This is a genomic window from Streptomyces sp. SudanB5_2050 (genome assembly GCF_964272335.1).
Taxonomy (GTDB): domain Bacteria; phylum Actinomycetota; class Actinomycetes; order Streptomycetales; family Streptomycetaceae; genus Streptomyces; species Streptomyces rochei.
The window spans coordinates 7,626,908-7,644,279 of sequence record NZ_OZ186760.1; the positions used below are offsets into that span (position 1 = coordinate 7,626,908).

Sequence of the window (17,372 nt, forward strand, 5' to 3'; positions counted from 1 at the left end):
GGGTTTCCGTGACCTCGGCAAGATCGAAGGACCACTCCCAGGTGCCGGGGCGGCACTCCGGCGGCGCGTGACTCCGGCGGTACATGACTCCGGCGGGGCGTGTGACGCCCCGCCGATCCGTCATCGGCTGCCGGGCGTGGGCGGCGGCTGCCGTCCGGACCGGCGGACGGGGCGACGTCAGGCGGGGGCGCCGAGCGGCGGGTGCTCGAGCACACGGGGCGTGTACTCGACCAGCTGGATGCGGCCGTCGAAGGTGCGGTGCTCGATCATCTCCAGGGCGACGTCCGGATAGCCGTCGTAGATGCGTTCCGCGCCCGTGGCCCCGGTGATCACCGGGAACATCACGACTCGGAAGCGGTCGACGAGTCCGGCCCGCAGCAGGGACCGGCACAGGCTGAGGCTGCCGATCGTGCTGAGGAGGCCCGGGCCGTCCGACTTCATGGAGCGGACCGCCTCGACGGCGTCGCCGCGGACGAGCGTGGAGTTGGCCCAGCTCAGCGGCTCCTCGAGGGAAGACGAGAACACCACCTTGGACGCTCGCGACAGCTCGTCGACGGACGCCTCCTCCTCGGGCCTGAACTCGTCCTGGCCCTCCGGAACCTCGCCCGCGGCGAAGCCCGACATCAGACGATAGGTGTTCGCTCCCATCAAGTAGGTGACCTCGGGCTGCTCGCCCAGCCATGCGAGGTACTCCGGGCCCTCGAGGCCCCAGAACCCGGGCCACCCCTCTCCTGACGCGTAACCGTCGAGGGAGGTGATGAAGTCGACGAGAAGCTCCGACATGGCAATGTCCTTTCCTAGGTGCCATGAGACAGGACCGGCCGGGAGCGGCAAACTCATCGGTGGGAAGCGGTGAGGCCCATCGCCGTCACCAGGCGGATTTCCGATCGTGGAGGGGCATATGTCTGGGGGAACCCTCAGGAACGCGGCTGAGGGGGAACGGCGGCCGGGCACCGGCCGGGAGGAGACGGGGCGATGACTGGGGCACACGACGAGACGGCGAGGCTTACTCGACGGCCGGGTATCACCGAGGCCCTGGAGGCCCTGGGAACCGGTGCGTACCTCGTCGACGAGCAGGGCCGCATCCTCGCCGCCAACAGCGGCGTCGAGCGGCTGCTGGGCCGCCGGGCCGAAGACCTCCTCGGGGAGGACGCCCATGAACTGCTGCACCGCGGGGCCCAGGGGCAGCCGCTCCACGTCAGCCAGTGCGCCATGCGGCAGGCGTTCCACGCCGGTCAGCCGGCGCAGGGCGACGACGACTACTTCTCCCGGGCGGACGGCTCCGTCCTGCCCGTCTCCTGGCTCATCGTCCCGTACTCCTCGGGGGACCGAAGCCCCACCACACTGGTGATCTTCCACCCGCGAGAGCGGACGGGCTCCACCGAGCCGCGTCCGGAGGGAGCCGCGGAACCGCTGAGTGAACTGGAACGGCTGGCCCTCCTGGCCGAGACCACGTCCCGGCTGACCTCGACCCTCAACGTCGACGAGATCCTGCGCCGGCTCGTCGACCTGGTTCTGCCCAGGCTCGCGGACTGGGCCGTCGTGGACCTCATCACGGAGCACGACGAAGTGTGGCGAACCGCCGTCGTCCAGTCGGAGGAGGGAAGCCTCGTGGCGCACGAAGAACTCCAAGGACCGATGCCGCCCGTGCCCGAACACTCACCGATGCCGTTGTCGCGCGCCCTGCGCGGGGTGGCCTCGGCGCTGGTCGATCCGGACGTCTACCACAGCCCTCCGGACTCCGGCATCGCCGTCGAGCAGCGCCGTCTGTTCGACGCCACCGGCATCCGCTCGGCCGTCGTCGTCCCCCTCCGGGGTACCCGGGAGGTACTGGGAGCCTTCACGCTGGGCCGGGCGGACAAGCCGGGGAACTTCACCACCGCCGACCTGCCCCTGATCGAGGACATCGCCCGCCGTGCCAGTCTGGCGCTGGACAACGCGCGTCTCTACCAGCGCCAGCGCGCGGTCGCCGAGACCATGCAGAACCACCTGCTGCCGCAGATGCCCCGCGTACCCGGACTGCAGCTGGCCGTGCGCTACCTGCCGGCCCCCGACGCCTCCCAGGTGGGCGGTGACTGGTACGACGCCTTCAGTCTGTCCGACGGCGCGACCGCGCTGGCCATCGGCGACGTGGTCGGTCACGACCTGGAGGCCACGGCCGGTATGGCCCAGCTGCGCAACATGCTGCGCGCCTACGCGTGGTCCCAGCAGACACCGCCCAGCCGGATCGTGGAGCGTCTGGACGAGGCGATCATGCCGATCACCGACGTCTCGATGGCCACCCTGGTCTGCGCCCGGGTCTCCCGGACGAGCGACGGGACCTGGCAGGTGACCTGGTCCAACGCCGGGCACCCCCCGCCGCTGCTCGTCACCCGTGACGGGCTGACCGAGTACCTCACCGACGGGCACAGTCTGCTGCTGGGGACGGGAGTCAGCGTGCGCCGCCCCGACGCCACGGTTCAGCTGCCGCCCGGCTGCACACTGCTGCTGTACACCGACGGCCTCATCGAGGCACCCGGCCGGACCATCGACGACGGTCTGGACCGCCTGAGACATCACGCCGCCGCCCTCGCGCACCGCCCGCTGCCCTCCTTCACCGATCAGCTCCTGCGCCGGGTCCAGCCCCCCGGACTCGACGACGTCGCCCTCCTCACCCTGCGCACCCCGAAGGAATCCCGGCCGGGCAACGCTCCGCGGTGAACGAGCGGCGGCCCGGCGGTCCCCGCCGACGGGGAGGCCGCTGACCAGCGGCGACAGCGGGCGTCTCGCGCGGCACGCCCGTGCGTGATGGAGTGGGGGTGTCAGCGTCCGTCCCCGCGCGGGCACCGGGACCGGGGCGGTGACGGACCGTGCTGTCGGGGCCGGGAAGGGTACAGAGCAGTATGAGTGACAAGACGTCCCGACCACCGGACATGACATCCCTGCTGCTGGAGACCGACTCGCTGGAGCGGTTCCTCCAGGCCCTGGTGGAGAACGCCCTGGCCACGGCGCCCGCCGCGCACGGCGCGGGCCTCACCCTGGAGCGTCAGCACCGGCCGACGACCGTGGTGAGCGCCGGAACGGGCGCTCCCGACCTGGACGAGGCCCAGTACGGGCAGGACGACGGCCCCTGTCTCCGGGCTCTGCGTACGGGCCAGGAGATCATCGTGGAGGACATGCTGGGCGAGGAGCGATGGGGGCCCTACCCGGCCTACGCCGTGGCTTGCGGTACGCGCTCTTCGGTCTCCTTGCCGGTCGCCCCCGGCACGCACACGGCAGGCGCCCTCAACCTGTACTTCGCCGAGGCGGCGGGCTTCTCCGACGTCGGCCTCCACGACCTGCGCACCCTGGCAGCCGAGGCCACCGGGGCGATCGCTCTGGCCCAGCGCCTCGCGGACGCCGAGGCGTACGCCACCGACCTCCAGCGGGCGATGCGGTCCCGCAGCGCCATCGACCAGGCCATCGGCGTGATCATGGCGCAACAGCGCTGTTCGGCTGAGGACGCCTTCGACCTGCTGCGCAAGGCGTCCCAGCATCGCAACGTCAAGATGCGCGACCTGTGCGTGGAACTCCTGACCAACATCGCCGGGAAACCGCCTCAGGAGGGAACGGCACTCCCTCCCCGGCCCTGAGGAACGCCGCGACGGCCAGGTGGTCGGCAGGCCAGGGGCCGGCACGCTCGCACGGCAGGTGAGTCGATACATCGACAGAAGTTCCCTGGGGCGTCGGGCTCCCCTGCGGGACGTGGTCTCAGGCCAGAACAGCCGGCCTCAGTACCTCTTCGCACCACTGCCGGAAGCCGGTCGGGGAGGGCTGAGCGGAGTGGTGCTCGGCGTCGTACGCGCCGTCGATCTGGGCCGCGGCCATGTCGACCAGGCCCTGTGCCCAGCCCTCGCTGGCCCCGCGGCTCACAGCCGCCTCCTTGTACGCGTCCAGGGGGACCGGCCGGCAACGGACCGGACGCTCCAGGACCTCGGACATGATCCGAGCCATGTCGTCGGGGGAGAGGCGATCGGGGCTGACCAGGGGGACGCCGGCCTGACCGTTCCAGGAGTCGTCGAGCAGCAGCCGCACGGCCGCCGCGGCGATGTCGCGGGTGGCGATCGTCGCGAGGACCCGGTCCGCCCGCGACGGGAGGTGGAACGCGCCCTGTTCCCTGATCGAATCGGCCTGCCCGAGCAGGTTCTCCATGAAGGCCGCCGCCCGCAGCGCCCGGAAACCCACCCCCGTGGACTTGATCAGCTCGTCCTTCGCCACGGACGCCGTCAGGTGCCCGGCGTTCTTCTCGATCCCGGTGCCCAGGGTCGATACCGCGACGACGCGCTCGACCCCGTGACGGGTGATCGCCTCGCATGCGGGACGGGTCCAGTCCAGGTAGTGGCGTTCGACGCTGTCCGTCCGGGGGTCCGGCGGCACCAGCCAGAACACGCTGTCCGCGCCGGCGAACGCCTCCATGACGACATCGCGGTCGCCGTGCGAGCCGGGAACCACGTCGACACGCTCGCGCACCCGGGCGGAGAGCCGGGAAGGGTCACGGGCTATCACGCGGACCTGCCGCTCGCCGTCGAGCAGGGCGTCGAGAACCTGTCGGCCGATCTGGCCGGTGGGAGTGGTGATGACAATCATGGAAGAAGCATCTGCCCCGGCCCGGCACGACGGAAGGATCGCAGTGATCCGGCTTGTTACCCTCAGGGACATACCAGTTGGAGGTGTCAGGCCGTGGAGTCACGCCCCCTGCGCTATTTCGTCGCCGTAGCCGAGGAACTGAACTTCGCCCGTGCGGCAGAACGCCTCGGCATCTCCGCCCCGCCCCTGTCCCGCGCCATCCGCAACCTCGAAGCGGAGCTGGGCGTCACCCTCTTCGAACGCACCACGCACAGCGTCGCGCTGACCCCGGCCGGCACCGTGCTGCTGGCGGAGGCGCGGACCGCGCTGGACGCCTTGCACGCAGCCGGGCGCCGCGCCCAACGCGCCGCCGAGCCGAAGTTGGTGCTCGCCGTGAAGGCCGACGGCGACGGGGGCCTGCTGGAGTCCATCCTCGCCCGCTACGCCGCCGAACCCGAGGCGGAGCCGGTCACGATCCGCCTCTCCGGCTGGCGCGACCAGCCCAGCCTGCTGCGCCGGGGCGAAGCCGACGCGGCCCTGATCTACGAACCGTTCGACCGCACGGGCCTCGACGCGGAACCGGTCACCGTCGAACGCCGCCTGGCCGCGCTCCCGGCCGGCCATCCCCTGACCGCCCATGACCGCGTCGCTCTCGCCGATCTCGGTCTCCCGCGCACCGAGCACGACGCGCAGGGCTGCCTGGCCCGCCAACTCGACGCCATCGTCGACCGATACGCGATCCAGGACCTCGCCCAACTGCTCAAACTCGTCGAACTCGGGGACATCGTCACCCTGCTCCCGGAATCCGTCTGCGCCCGTTACCCGCGCCCGGGCGTCGAGTACCGCGAGGTCCCGGACGCACCCCCGGCCACCCTGTCGATCGCCTGGCCCCAACAGTCCCGCTCCAGGGCGACTGCCGCGCTGGTCCGCACGGCGACTTCGGTGGGCGGTGCACACGGATAGTCACCCCCTCGGAGCAGGACGGCACCCCGCAAGCCGCGGGCCTGCCGCCTCCTCCACCCCCTACCGGGGTAGTACCTCCACTTTGGCTCCCGGGTATGACGCCCAGCGCGCAGCCGCCCCCGCACTGTGTAGCCCGTCGGAACGAGAAGATCGCGAAAGGGCAGAACATGGGGCTACGCAAGGGCAAGCGGCGGACACCGGACGAGAGGCCGGCGGCTCCGGCCACCACCCCCGGCCTCGCCGTCGAACTGCGCGGTGTGCAGCGGCGGTACGGCCGTGGAGCGGGGACCGTGCACGCCCTCGCCGGTGTCGACCTGGCTCTCCCCAGGGGAACCTTCACCGCGGTCATGGGCCCGTCCGGGTCCGGGAAGTCCACCTTCCTGCAGTGCGCCGCCGGGCTCGACAGGCCCACGTCCGGGTCGGTGGTCCTGGGCGGCACGGAGATCACCGGAATGGACGAGGACGAGTTGACCGAGCTTCGCCGCAGCCGCCTCGGTTTCGTCTTCCAGGCGTTCAACCTGCTGCCCTCACTGACCGTGGAACAGAACGTCCTGCTGCCGATGCGGCTGGCCGGGGAGCGCCAGGACCGCCGCCGGGCGGCCGAGGTGCTCGCGCGGGTCGGGCTCGCCGACAAGGCCCGGCGCCGGCCCGGCGAACTCTCCGGCGGCCAGCAGCAGCGCGTGGCCGTCGCCCGTGCGCTGGTCACCCACCCCGACGTGATCTTCGCCGACGAGCCGACCGGCGCCCTCGACACCGGCACCGCCGCCGAAGTGCTCGGTCTGCTCCGGCACGCGGTGGACACCCTCGGCGCCACCGTTGTCATGGTCACCCACGACCCGGTCGCGGCAGCCTGGGCGGACCGCGTGCTGTTCCTCGCCGACGGCGCCTTCGCCGACCACCTCGAACGGGGTTCGGCGGAACAGATCGCGGCGCGGATGACCGAGCTCACCTCCCGTACGGGTGCGATGGCAGGTGCGGCGGCATGAGGCGTCCCAATGGACTCGCACGTGAGGCCGTCCGCTTCAAGCCCGCGTCCTTTGCGGGGACCTTCCTCGCGCTCTTGATGTCCGCACTGATCGTCGCGGCCTGCGGAATCCTGCTGGAGACCAGCCTGCGCGCGTCGGTGCCGGCGCAGCGGTACGCGAACGCGCCGGTCGTCGCGGCCGCGGACCAGTACGAGTACGTCGTCACGGGCAGCGGCGAGGACGAGGAGAGGGAGGCCGTCCCGCTGCCGGACACCGCCCGGCTGGACACCGGACTGACGGCCAGGGCCGCGGAGGTGCCGGGTGCGGCCGGCGCCGTCGCGGACTTCACCTTCCCGGTGCGCCCTGCGCCCGACGGGGCGGCTCCCGGCACCCGCGGACTGCCTGTCGAGGGAGGTGCGCTCACCGCGCACGGATGGGGCGCGCACGTCTTCACCGGGACCGAGCTGACCGACGGCTCCGCGCCCGGCGCGGGCGAGGTCGTGCTCGACGCGGGTACGGCCCGCGCCGCGAAGGCCGCCGTGGGCGACACCGTCCTCCTGCAGACCGCCTCCGGACAACACGACTTCCGCGTCGCCGGCGTCGCCAGGGCCGGAGCCGCGGACATCGCCCGCACCGCCGGAGCCCTGGTCTGGTTCGCCGACTCCCAGGCACCCGAGCTGGCCGGGCACCCCGGCAAGGCCGACGCCATCGCCGTGCTGGCGGAGGACGGCACGGACGCCGACGCGCTCGCCGACGCGGTGCGGAAGGCGCTGGCCGGTTCCGGCGCCGAGGTGCACACCGGTGACGACCGCGGCGCTGTCGAGGACCCCGGCCTCGGCTACGCCAAGGTCACCCTGTTCGGCATCGGCGGCTCCTTCGGCGGCATCGCCGCCATCGTCGCGGTCCTCACCGCGGCCGGGACCGTGGCCCTGTCCGTGTCCCAACGGGCCCGTGAGTTCGCGCTGCTGCGCGCCGTCGGCGCCACCCCGCGGCAGGTCCGCCGGGCCGTCGCCTCCGAGGCACTGCTCATCGCGCCACTCGCCGGGATCCTCGGCTGCCTGCCCGGCATGGGGCTCGCGCACTGGTGGTTCGGAGAGCTGAAGGACCGAGGGGCCGTCCCGCACGCCGTGGACCTGCACGTGTCCGCGCTGCCCCTGCTCGCCGCCGTCGTCGTCGGGCTGCTCACCGCGCTCGCTGCCGGATGGGCGGCAGGCCGCCGGCCCGCCAGGATCAAGCCCGGACAGGCGCTCGCCGAGGCGTCGGTGGAGCGGCTGCGGCCCGGCCTGATCCGCACGACGCTGGGCATCGCCGCCCTCGTCGGCGGCGGAGTCCTCACCGGCGTCTCCGCCAGTTCCGTGGGAGACGACGCGGCGGGCGCCGCCCTCGGCGTCGTCATGCTCTTCATGCTCGCCGTCGCGCTGCTCGGCCCGCTGGTGGCACGGCTGAGCGCGGGCGTCTTCGGGCTTCCGCTGCGCGGGGCGGGCCCGGCGGCCCAGCTCGCCGCCGCCAACTCCCGTACCAACGCACGCCGCCTCGCCTCCGCGATCACCCCGATCGTGCTCGCCATGGCCTTCGCCTCCACCCTCGTCTTCATGCACACGAGCGAGAGCCGGGCCGCCGACAGGCAACTGCGCGCGGGCATCACCGCGGACCACGTGGTCACGGACCCGGCCGGGCTTCCGGTGGACGCGGTGGCGCAGGCGGCGCGGGCACCGGGTGTGGACACGGCCGTCGGCCTGCTGAACACGCAGGTGCTGGTGCCGATCGGCTCCGGCGAGTTCAAGTCGCTGCAGGGCGCGGCGACCCAGGGAGTCAGCGGCTCGGGCGCCGAACTCGCGAAGGTGCAGGACCTGGACGTACGCGAGGGCAGCCTCGACCGGCTCGGCCAGGACCGTATCGCCATCGACAAGACCCTGGCGCACTCGGCGGACGTCGGCGTCGGCGACCGGCTTCCGCTCCACCTCCCCGACGGCACGAAGGCCCGCCCCGAGGTCGTCGCGGTCTACGGCCGTGGACTCGGCCTGGCCACGGTGACCATGGACCGGGCGTCCCTCGCCGGCCATGTCACCTCGGGCTTCGACAGCACGCTGCTGGTGAGCGGTGGTTCGGCGAAGTCGCTCACCGCCCTGGGCCAGGTCACCGACGCCACCGGCTACGCCACCGAGAAGAGCCTCGACGCGGAACTGGGCGCCTGGATGAACAACACCATGGCCTCGGTCCTCGGTGGCTTCGCCGCCATCGCCGCCGTCAACACGCTGGTGATGACGGTCCTGGACCGCCGTCGCGAGCTGGGCGTCCTGCGCCTGGTGGGAACCACCCGACGCCAGGTCCTGACGATGCTCGGCTGGGAGAGCCTGCTGGTCTCCGCGGCGGGGCTGGTCATCGGCTCCGCGATCGCCGCGGCCACCCTGATCCCGATGATGCGCGGTGTCACCGGCCAGGCGCCCTACGCGCCGCCGCTGCTGTACGGCTCCTTCGCGGCCGCCGGCGTGGGCCTGGCCCTGCTCGCGGTGACGCTGCCGGCCGCGGCGGCGCTGCGCCGCCGCACGTAGAGCCCGCACAACCGGCGGCGCGCCGCGCCGGGGCCGGGTGCGCGTAGGTCTCGCGGTACTCCCGGCAGTGCTCGTCGCGCCGGCCGTGAACCTCATCGGCCGCATGTCAGCCGACTCCACCGACCACGCCGACTCCACAGCCCGGCCACGACCGGGACCGGCCACGACCGGGACCGGCCACGCCCTACGCACCGGTCGCCACCGGCGCCGGTCGCGCGCCGGCGCCGCCCGGCACGGCCTCGCGTGCGGCCGGCCTCCCACTCGCCCGGCACCAACGGAAGGGACACTCATGACCACAGCCCTGGCTCCTCCTCCAGTCCGCATGGGGAGAGCCGCCGTCGCGGCCCTCGGCATGCTGGCGATCTCGACCGGCGCCCTGGAGTCGGTCGTGGCGCCGACGCTCCCGCTCCTCCAACGCGAGCTGGGCATGAGTCCGGCCGAAGGGGCGCTCCTCAACATCGTGCTCGCCATCACCGGCACGCTCGTCACACCGTTCGCGGGCAAGCTCGGGGACCGCTACGGAGGAAAGCGAGTCCTGATCCGGCTGATGGCGGTGGTCTCGGCCGGTGGCCTGGTGTCCGCGCTGGCGCCCAACCTCCCGGTGCTGCTGCTCGGCCAGATCTTGCAGGGGGCGATGGTGGGCGCACTGCCTCTGTCGTTCATCGTGGTGCGCAAGCACCTCCCCGCGGGAGAGTCCAAGGCGGCCATCGGGCTGGTCAGCGGGATGTTCGTGGGTGGCTCGATGGTGGGACTGCTGGCGGCCGGGCCCGTGGCGGAGGCGCTCTCCCGCCACTGGATGTTCGCGGTGCCGACCTTCGCGGTCATCGGGTTCACCCTGCTGGTGAACCGGCTGATGCCGTCCGATCCGCCGGGACGGTCGGACGGCGCCGGTATCGACTGGCCCGGCCTGCTTCTCCTGAGCGGGATCCTGGCCACCCTCATGCTCGTGTTCGCGATGGCGCCCGAAGCGGGCTCGCAGCCACTCGTGTTCGTCACCCTCATCGCGGTGCTGGCCGCCTTCGTGGCCGCATGGACGACCGTGGAACGTCGGGCGGCCGCGCCGATGATCGATCTGCGCATGCTGGCACGGCCCGAGATCTGGAAGGCGTGCGTGGTGACGTTCGTGATATGCCTCGGCACCGCGATGGGGGTCTACCTCGTTCCGCAGCTGCTCGACGCGTCCGGGGCCGGATACGGCTTCGGCTTGAGCGCCACGGAGATCGGCTTCGTCCTCCTCCCCGGCGCCGTGGCCGCGACGCTGGCCGGGCCGCTCGGCGGAATCGGGGAGCGGCGCTTCGGCTCGCGCATCGTGGTCACCACCGCGGCCGTCCTCATGGCCGCCGCCCTGCTCGCCCTGTCGGTCGCGCACTCCGAGGTCTGGCAGATCGCCCTCGGCAAGGCGCTGATAGCGCTGGCCAACGGCCTGTGCGTCACGGCCATGGTGACCAGCATCGCCTCTTCCGTCGACGAAGGCGACACCGGCATCGCCACCAGCCTGGTCCTGGTGACCCGCGTGCTGGGCTCCGCCGTGGGCGGCATGCTCGGCGGCGCTCTCCTCACCGCCAAGACCTCCTCCGGATCGGAGATACCGGCCGAATCGGCCTTCACCAGCGGCTTCCTCATCGCAGGAGTCGTCGCGGTGCTGTCCCTGCTCGTCGTCCGCACCATGAACAAAGGAGTCAAGGCATGACCCTCCCCAACCACCGGCTGACGGATACCCGCACCACGCCCAGGCGCAAGGCCCTGATCTCCGGAGCCGGCATCGCCGGTCCCGTCCTCGCCTACTGGCTGAACCGCTACGGATACGCGGTCACGGTGGTGGAGAAGGCGGGCGCGCCGCGCAGCGGTGGTTACCCCGTCGACGTGCGCGGCACCGCCCTGGAAGTCGTCCGCAGGATGGGGCTCCTGCCCCGTCTGCGGGAAGCCCACATCGACTTGCGCCGGCTCACCTTCCTCGAGGGGGACGGCAGCGAAGTGGCCTCGCTCCACCCGCACACCGTCACCGGCGGTGTCGCGGGAAAGGATCTCGAGGTGCGGCGCGGGGACCTCACCGACGCCCTCTACACGGTGGTCCGTGACGACGTGGAGTTCCTGTTCGACGACTCGATCGACACCCTCGACCAGTCGGGCCACGGGGTCGACGTCACCCTCCGCGGGGGCAGCAGGCGTACCTTCGACGTGGTTCTCGGCGCGGACGGCATGCACTCACGTACCCGGGAGATGCTCTTCGGCCCCGAGGAGCAGTTCCACCACTACCTCGGATACCGCTTCGCCGTGTTCACCATGCCCAACACCCTGGGTCTCTCCCACGAGACGGTGATGTGGAACGCGCCGGGCAGGGCCGCGGCCCTCTACGCCGTGGGGAACGACGACGACGTGCACGGCTTCCTGACCTTCGTCCACCCGGAGCCGCCGTTCGACGCGTCCCCGGACCCCCAGGCCCAACGCGACCTGGTCGTCAGGGTCTTCGCCGATGCCGGATGGCAGGTCCCGGGCATGCTGGCCGTCCTGCGCGACGCGGACGACGCGTTCTTCGACGCGGTCGGCCAGATCCGTATGCCCCGCTGGTCGAGCGGCAGGGTCGCGCTGGTGGGCGACGCCGCGTACGCGCCGTCGTTCCTCACCGGCCAGGGCACCAGCCTCTCCCTCGTCGGCGCCTACATGCTCGCGCACTCCCTGGCCGGCCGGGACCACACCGAGGGCTTCGCCGCCTACGAACACGCCACCCGCGACTTCGTCACCATGAACCAGGCGCTGGTCGGCAAGGGGGGCGCCACTCTCTTCCCGACCACGCCCCAGGCCCTGAAGGAACGCAACGACAGGCTGCGCCGTCTCAGCGCCATGCCGCCAGGGGAGGGGCGCCCGGCCCACTCGGCACTCACCCTGCCGGAACCCACATCCTCGTCGTGAATACGGCCCCATCCCGCGAGGTGAGCGGGCCCAGAGGGCCGCGGCGGGCACGGCGAGCCGGCGGCCCTCGGGCGGGCGGTCAGCCGTGCCACCACGGTTCCCGCACGTACAGGCTCTCCTCGCCCGCGCACCCCGCGCCGTTGGAGATCTCCTCCGTGTCCAGGTTCCAGCCGACGACGCCGGCCCCCTTGCGGCTCAGCTCGATCAGGCGGTTGTCCTCGGTCCGCGTACCCTCGGTGACCTGGCAGCGGACGACCGACGTCCAGGCCTGCCCGTCCAGCGCCGAGACGAAGCCCAGGACGGGCAGCACCACGGCCGTCAGACCGAGTGCCACCCACTGCTCGAGGGCCGCCGCACGGCGTAGCCAGGGCGCCGGCCGGTAGCCACGGCCGTCGCGGGCCGGTCCGGAAACCGTGCGGTGCGCGGCACCTCGTCCGTGATGCCGCCGTCTGCCGGTGCGGTACTCCACCACGATGCCCCGGCGCAGCGCGTAGGCGGCCAGCCCGGTGCCCAGTCCCCACCAGGGACCGAAGAAGCACGCGTCCACCACCCCTACCGCCACCGGGTTGACGATGGTCAGCGCGGTCCTCTGGAGCGCCCGCAGGACTCCACCCGCCACCGGGACCGCGCCGCGCGCCGCGAACAGGGCGAACACGACACGTGAGGTGACGACAGCCAGTACGGAGGCGAGAAGCGGATCGGTGAGGACCATGCCGATCAGTACGTTCGGCCAGTTCTCCGGTTCCATGGCGACGAACACGTCGCGGGCCGCGTCACCGCCCCCCACCGTGTACGCGACCTTCGTCACCGGTACCGCGAGGGCCAGTGCCAGGAGGATCGTGTGCCCGGGCCCGCCCTTGCGGTCGACCGACCGGTGCGGCTCCTCCTCGCCCTCGCCGGTGCTCCCCCGGTCGGCCGGGCCGGTGTCCTCCGCCACGGCGCCTACCGGTGGCCGGGGGCGACGCCGAGCCGGCCGACGGCCACGACGGCGGGGAGCCGGCCGGCCACTGCCGACGCGGGCGGAACGCCGATGGCGCACGGGGTGCGGGGGAATCTCATGCTCGTCCTGCTCTCGAAAGGCTCGCTCTCCCCGCAGTCTCGGCCGAGATGTGCCCGTCGGCGACCCGGAGGGCTCGCGGCGCAGCACGAATGCCGCCTTTTCGGTGGCGGCCGCCTCAGACTTCCGGCCGCCGCCGACGCCGCGCCCGGAGCGACCACCGCAGCCTCGGACGAACGCTGATGGGGACATCGGTGGCTCCCGCGCGCAGGGCGCGTCCGGCCTCTTCCGCGTCGGCGCCGGCGAAGACCAGGATGTCCGCGGCCACCATCCGGACGCTCTCCCGCACGGCGACCGGCAGAGCCGGGCCGCCCTCCGCCTCCGGGATGCTTCGGGCGACGCCGAGGGCGCCCCGGACCGCGCGCAGCCGTACGGCGTGGTGGGCGGGAGCGGTCGCCAGCACCGTCAGGACACCGGACAGTCCCCGTACGGCGCGGGCGAAGGTCTCCCGGTCACCGGCGTCGAGGGCCCAGGCCTCCCGGATGAGCGTGAGACAGCTGTTGCCGAGCAGGTCGAGGTACTTCGTGGTCGCGATCTCCTGGACGACGGGCTCGCGCCGTCCCCGCCACAGCAGGGTGCGCCGGGCGACGGCGATGGCGTCCTCCCGGGTCCCGGCGAGATCGTTCAGCAGTGTGTAGAGGGGACGTACCTCCTCCCACTGCCGTGCCTCGCGATCCTCCTCGGACTCGCCCAGCGCCCGCGCCGTCAGTGCCAGCGCACGGCCTAGCCCCCCTCCAGCGTGGCGCTCTCGGCGCGTCTCAGCAGGGCCAGCGGATGCGGAGGGAAGAGCAACTGGCTGAACACGAGCGCCACGCCGGCCCCCAGCAGGGCGTCCAGGACCCGGTCGACGCCGGCCTGCTGTCCGGACGCCACGGAGATCACCGCCCCCACGGCGGCCTGGGCCATCGTGATGCGCTCCCCGTCGATGAGCAGCGCGACGAGCAGGGCGCACAGGACGGCCACACCGACGGACAGGGCGTCGTGGCCGAGGAAACGGAATGCCAGCTGCCCGACGACGACCCCCGCCACGACCCCGGACAGCACCCGTACGGCGTTGGTGCCCCGCCCTCCGACCGGCGTGTTGAGGGCGACGAGGGTGGCGATCGGGGCGAAGAGCGGGACGTGATGGTCGAAGACGCTCCGGGCCGACCACCAGGAGAGCACGGCGGCTGCGGCCTGCTGGAGCACAGGCCACAGGTTGTCCCTGGCGCGCAGCCATGCCCGGTGCATCGCGGTCGGCGCCCGTGGTCAGTGCACCTGGCCGGCGTCGAACAGACGGGTTCCCAGCTCGTGCCAGCCCCGCAGGCCGGGGAGCCGGTCGGCCGATCGAGGGCCCCAGCTTCCGCGCGCGTACGCCACGGGAGGGTCAGCCGGGTCGAGCAGCGGTTCCACGATGCGCCAGCACTCCAGGACGGTGGGGAAGAAGGCGAACCACTCGGGATCGCCTTCGACGGCCCCGTACAGGATGTTCTCGTACGGCAGCTCCCGCCGTCCCAGCACCTGGGCGTAGTCGACGCCGACGGGGACGGTCAGCGGGCCGGTGCCCTTCTCCGGCTTGCCCACCATGAGGTCCGCCCTGATCCCGGTGTCGCCGTCGATGCGGAAACGGATGAGGTTCGCAGGCGTCCGGGAGTGCTCGCCGCCGAAGAGTTCCAGGGGTGGTTCGCGCAGCTCGACCACGACCTCGGTGGCGGTGAGGGCCAGCGCCTTGCCGCTGCGGAGGTAGAAGGGCACTCCCGACCAGCGCCAGTTGTCGATGAACAGGCGGGTCGCGAAGTACGTCTCGGTGACGGAGTCCGGCTGGACGCCCGCTACGTCCCGGTAGCCGTCGTACTGGCCGCGAACGGTGTCGGCGGGGTCCATGGTGCGGGTCGCGTGCAGGACCCGCCACTTCTCCAGACCCTGGGCGCGGGCGTTGCCGGCGCTCGGCGGGTCCATCGTCAGGAAGGCCAGGACCTGCAGCATGTGGTTCTGGACCACATCGCGCAGGCAGCCCACCCGGTCGTAGAACGAACCCCGGTCGGCGACGTCGAAATCCTCGGCGAGGGTGATCTGGACGTTGTCCACGTAGGCCCGGTGCCAGATCGGCGCCAGCAGCGTGTTGGCGAAACGGGAGACCATCAGGCTCTCGACCGCGCGGTTGCCCAGGAAGTGGTCGACGCGCAGCAGGTGGTCGTCGTCGAAGTGAGCGCTCAGCTCGTCCTGCAGCTTCCGCGCGGAGTCGAGGTCGTTCCCGAACGGCTTCTCCACCACCAGGCGGGCGTCGCGGTTGAGGCCCGCCGCGGCCAGCGCGGCGGCGACCGTGGTGAACAGCGACGGCGGGATCGCCAGGTAGTGCGTCACGAACCCGAACCCGGCCACGGCGTCGCGCAACCGGGCGAAGGTGGTGTCGTCGGCGAAGTCGCCGGTGATGAGGGACAAACCGGCCGCGAACCGTTCGAAGACCGCCTCGTCGATGTCCGTGCCCGCGGCGACGACCGCCTCGCGCGCGTGCCTCCGCAGCGCGTCGTCGTCCCAGTCACCGGCCGCCACCCCGATGACGGGCACGGTCAGCTTGCCGGACTCGGTGAGCCGGTACAGGGCGGGGAGCAGCATCTTCTTGGCGAGGTCGCCGGTGATGCCGAAGAGCACCAGGGCGTCGGAGCGTTCCATGCCGGCAGGGCTGAGGGGGCTGTCGCTCATCGTGAGCGTCCTTTCTCGAACGTCACCGGCCGCGGGGGCCCGCGGCCGGTGACGACGGGTCGGGCTCGTGTCCGAAGCGGGCGTGCAGGGCGCGCTGGATCTGTTCGGCGTCGCGGTCACGGGTCTCGGGCAGGTAGCGGCCGACGAAGAGGAACGCGAGCACACAGATGCCGGCGAAGATCCAGAAGGTCTCGCCCTGACCGATCGCGGAGGCCAGGGGGAGGAAGGCGAGACTGACGACGAAATTGGACACCCAGTTGACCGCCGTGGCCACGCTCGATCCCGCGGCCCGCACGGACGGCGGGAAGATCTCGCCCAGCAGCGTCCAGAACACCGGTCCGAGGCCGCCCGCGTACGCGGCGATGTAGACGACCATGAACAGCAGCGTCAGCACCGAGTTCATGCCGACCACGAACGCGAGTCCCAGCAAGAAGATCGAGACGGCCATGAGGGCCAGCGAGACGAGGACCAGAACACGACGGCCCGCCCGATCGACCAGGCGCAGCGCGACCAGCGTCATGACGAGGTTGATCACGCCGATGAACACGGAGTAGAAGATGGAGTTCGACGCGTCCAGGCCGGTCTGCTGAATGATGGTGGGCGCGTAGTAGATGATCGTGTTGATGCCGCCCAACTGCTGGACGGCGGCGAGGGCGAGCCCGACCACGAGAGCCGGCCGGACGTCGGGCATGAGGAGCTTTCTGGTGCCTGGGCCGGTTGCCCCGGGGTCCGTCTTCTGCTTCTCGCGCTCCTCGGCGATCCGGCGCCGGGCGCGCTCGATCAGCCGGTCCGCCGTGGCCTCGTCGGTGACCGAGGCGATCGCCCGGCGCGCCCTGTCGTCCTGGCCATGGGAAATGAGCCACTGCGGCGATTCAGGGAGAAACCACAGGGTGGCCGCCACCATCAAGAGCGCCGGGACCGCGCCGACGGCGAACATCGCCCGCCACGTCCCGTCGGCCGAGAACGCGAGATTGACCAGGTAGGCGACCAGGATGCCGAGCGTGATCATCAGTTGGTTCATCGTGAGGAGCCGCCCGCGAACCTTCGAGGGCGAGATCTCGGACAGATAGACCGGCACCGTCGCCGACGCCGCGCCGACCGCGAGACCGAGAACGACACGGCCCGCCATGAGCAGCGCGTACCCGTTCGCCGCGCAGGCCGTCGCCGTACCGATGACGAACACCACGCCGATCACGCCCAGGGTCTTTCGCCGGCCGAATCTGTCGGACAGCCGGCCGACGGAACTGGCACCGATCACCGCGCCGATGAGCAGTACGCTGACCACGCTTCCCTGCTCGAAGGAGTTCAGATCGAAGTCCTGTTTGACATAGAGCAGGGCGCCCGACACCACGCCCGTGTCGAATCCGAAGAGGAAGCCGCCCAAGGCGATCGCGGCCGCCCAGAAGGTGATCTTCCGCTGCCCTTCGCGAGAGACTTCGGTGACTGGTCCTTGGACGCCCGGTTCGCTGGAGAAGCCCTGGACCATGTCACTTCCTCATGTCTCGGCCATGTCGTGAGTGATGCGTTGAGCCAACGTGAACACTCTCCGGGACCCGCAGACACCAACAGCGAAGCAATCGGGTGACCTGCGGCCCGCCGGGCCGAGACATGTCGAGGTGTGCTGCTCGGGGCTCGGGCGCAGGTGAGCGGTCACGATCA

Annotated in this window: 14 protein-coding genes; 7 read left to right on the forward strand and 7 right to left on the reverse strand. The window is 71.9% G+C overall.

Annotation, left to right across the window (positions count from 1 at the left end):
* Window positions 1-177 precede the first annotated feature (177 nt).
* Complete coding sequence (locus tag ACFZP7_RS33355; RefSeq protein WP_385637885.1) at window positions 178-783, reverse strand: dihydrofolate reductase family protein; 606 nt, start codon at window positions 781-783, stop codon at window positions 178-180.
* Window positions 784-975: 192 nt separating this feature from the next.
* On the opposite strand from ACFZP7_RS33355, the gene ACFZP7_RS33360 reads away from it, so the two are divergent.
* Both ACFZP7_RS33360 and ACFZP7_RS33365 read left to right on the forward strand, forming a co-directional pair.
* Entirely contained in the window at window positions 976-2,700 is a 1,725-nt protein-coding gene (locus ACFZP7_RS33360; protein ID WP_385637888.1) for a SpoIIE family protein phosphatase, read from the forward strand.
* A 182-nt stretch (window positions 2,701-2,882) separates the two neighbouring features.
* A complete protein-coding gene (locus tag ACFZP7_RS33365) occupies window positions 2,883-3,611 on the forward strand; it encodes a GAF and ANTAR domain-containing protein (RefSeq protein WP_385637890.1) in 729 nt (242 codons plus the stop codon).
* 118 nt (window positions 3,612-3,729) lie between these two features.
* Here ACFZP7_RS33365 and ACFZP7_RS33370 read toward each other — a convergent pair whose 3' ends face one another.
* Window positions 3,730-4,605: an NAD(P)H-binding protein gene (locus ACFZP7_RS33370; RefSeq protein ID WP_127436750.1), complete on the reverse strand. Its 876-nt coding sequence runs from the start codon at window positions 4,603-4,605 to the stop codon at window positions 3,730-3,732.
* Window positions 4,606-4,698: 93 nt separating this feature from the next.
* On the opposite strand from ACFZP7_RS33370, the gene ACFZP7_RS33375 reads away from it, so the two are divergent.
* The 5 genes from ACFZP7_RS33375 (at window position 4,699) to ACFZP7_RS33395 (ending at window position 11,974) form a co-directional block, all read left to right on the forward strand.
* Window positions 4,699-5,547, forward strand: coding sequence for a LysR family transcriptional regulator (locus tag ACFZP7_RS33375; RefSeq protein ID WP_030968290.1), 849 nt, complete (start codon window positions 4,699-4,701; stop codon window positions 5,545-5,547).
* Window positions 5,548-5,714: 167 nt separating this feature from the next.
* Window positions 5,715-6,533 carry an ABC transporter ATP-binding protein gene (locus ACFZP7_RS33380; RefSeq protein ID WP_031014782.1) on the forward strand — a complete coding sequence of 273 codons (819 nt, stop codon included), beginning with the start codon at window positions 5,715-5,717 and terminating at the stop codon, window positions 6,531-6,533.
* Window positions 6,530-9,064, forward strand: a complete 2,535-nt coding sequence (locus tag ACFZP7_RS33385) for an FtsX-like permease family protein (protein ID WP_385637894.1) — start codon at window positions 6,530-6,532, stop codon at window positions 9,062-9,064. Before ACFZP7_RS33380 ends, ACFZP7_RS33385 begins: the two co-directional genes overlap by 4 nt.
* A 289-nt stretch (window positions 9,065-9,353) precedes the next feature.
* Window positions 9,354-10,754 (forward strand): MFS transporter, encoded by a 1,401-nt coding sequence (locus tag ACFZP7_RS33390; protein ID WP_385637896.1) that lies wholly within the window; start codon window positions 9,354-9,356, stop codon window positions 10,752-10,754.
* Window positions 10,751-11,974 carry an FAD-dependent monooxygenase gene (locus ACFZP7_RS33395; protein WP_385637899.1) on the forward strand — a complete coding sequence of 408 codons (1,224 nt, stop codon included), beginning with the start codon at window positions 10,751-10,753 and terminating at the stop codon, window positions 11,972-11,974. The genes ACFZP7_RS33390 and ACFZP7_RS33395 overlap by 4 nt, the downstream gene beginning before the upstream one ends.
* A 79-nt stretch (window positions 11,975-12,053) precedes the next feature.
* Here the strand turns inward: ACFZP7_RS33395 and ACFZP7_RS33400 are convergent, their stop codons facing one another.
* The 5 genes from ACFZP7_RS33400 to ACFZP7_RS33420 all read right to left on the reverse strand — a co-directional run bounded on the left by ACFZP7_RS33400 (window position 12,054) and on the right by ACFZP7_RS33420 (window position 17,199).
* Complete coding sequence (locus ACFZP7_RS33400; RefSeq protein WP_385637902.1) at window positions 12,054-12,911, reverse strand: hypothetical protein; 858 nt, start codon at window positions 12,909-12,911, stop codon at window positions 12,054-12,056.
* 238 nt (window positions 12,912-13,149) lie between these two features.
* A complete protein-coding gene (locus ACFZP7_RS33405; RefSeq protein WP_246605248.1) occupies window positions 13,150-13,434 on the reverse strand; it encodes a hypothetical protein in 285 nt (94 codons plus the stop codon).
* 320 nt (window positions 13,435-13,754) lie between these two features.
* Complete coding sequence (locus ACFZP7_RS33410; RefSeq protein WP_385637904.1) at window positions 13,755-14,219, reverse strand: FUSC family protein; 465 nt, start codon at window positions 14,217-14,219, stop codon at window positions 13,755-13,757.
* A gap of 60 nt (window positions 14,220-14,279) precedes the next feature.
* Window positions 14,280-15,713 carry a glucose-6-phosphate dehydrogenase gene (gene zwf, locus ACFZP7_RS33415; RefSeq protein ID WP_385637906.1) on the reverse strand — a complete coding sequence of 478 codons (1,434 nt, stop codon included), beginning with the start codon at window positions 15,711-15,713 and terminating at the stop codon, window positions 14,280-14,282.
* Between the two features lie 22 nt (window positions 15,714-15,735).
* A complete protein-coding gene (locus ACFZP7_RS33420) occupies window positions 15,736-17,199 on the reverse strand; it encodes a sugar porter family MFS transporter (RefSeq protein WP_385637909.1) in 1,464 nt (487 codons plus the stop codon).
* Window positions 17,200-17,372 lie beyond the last annotated feature (173 nt).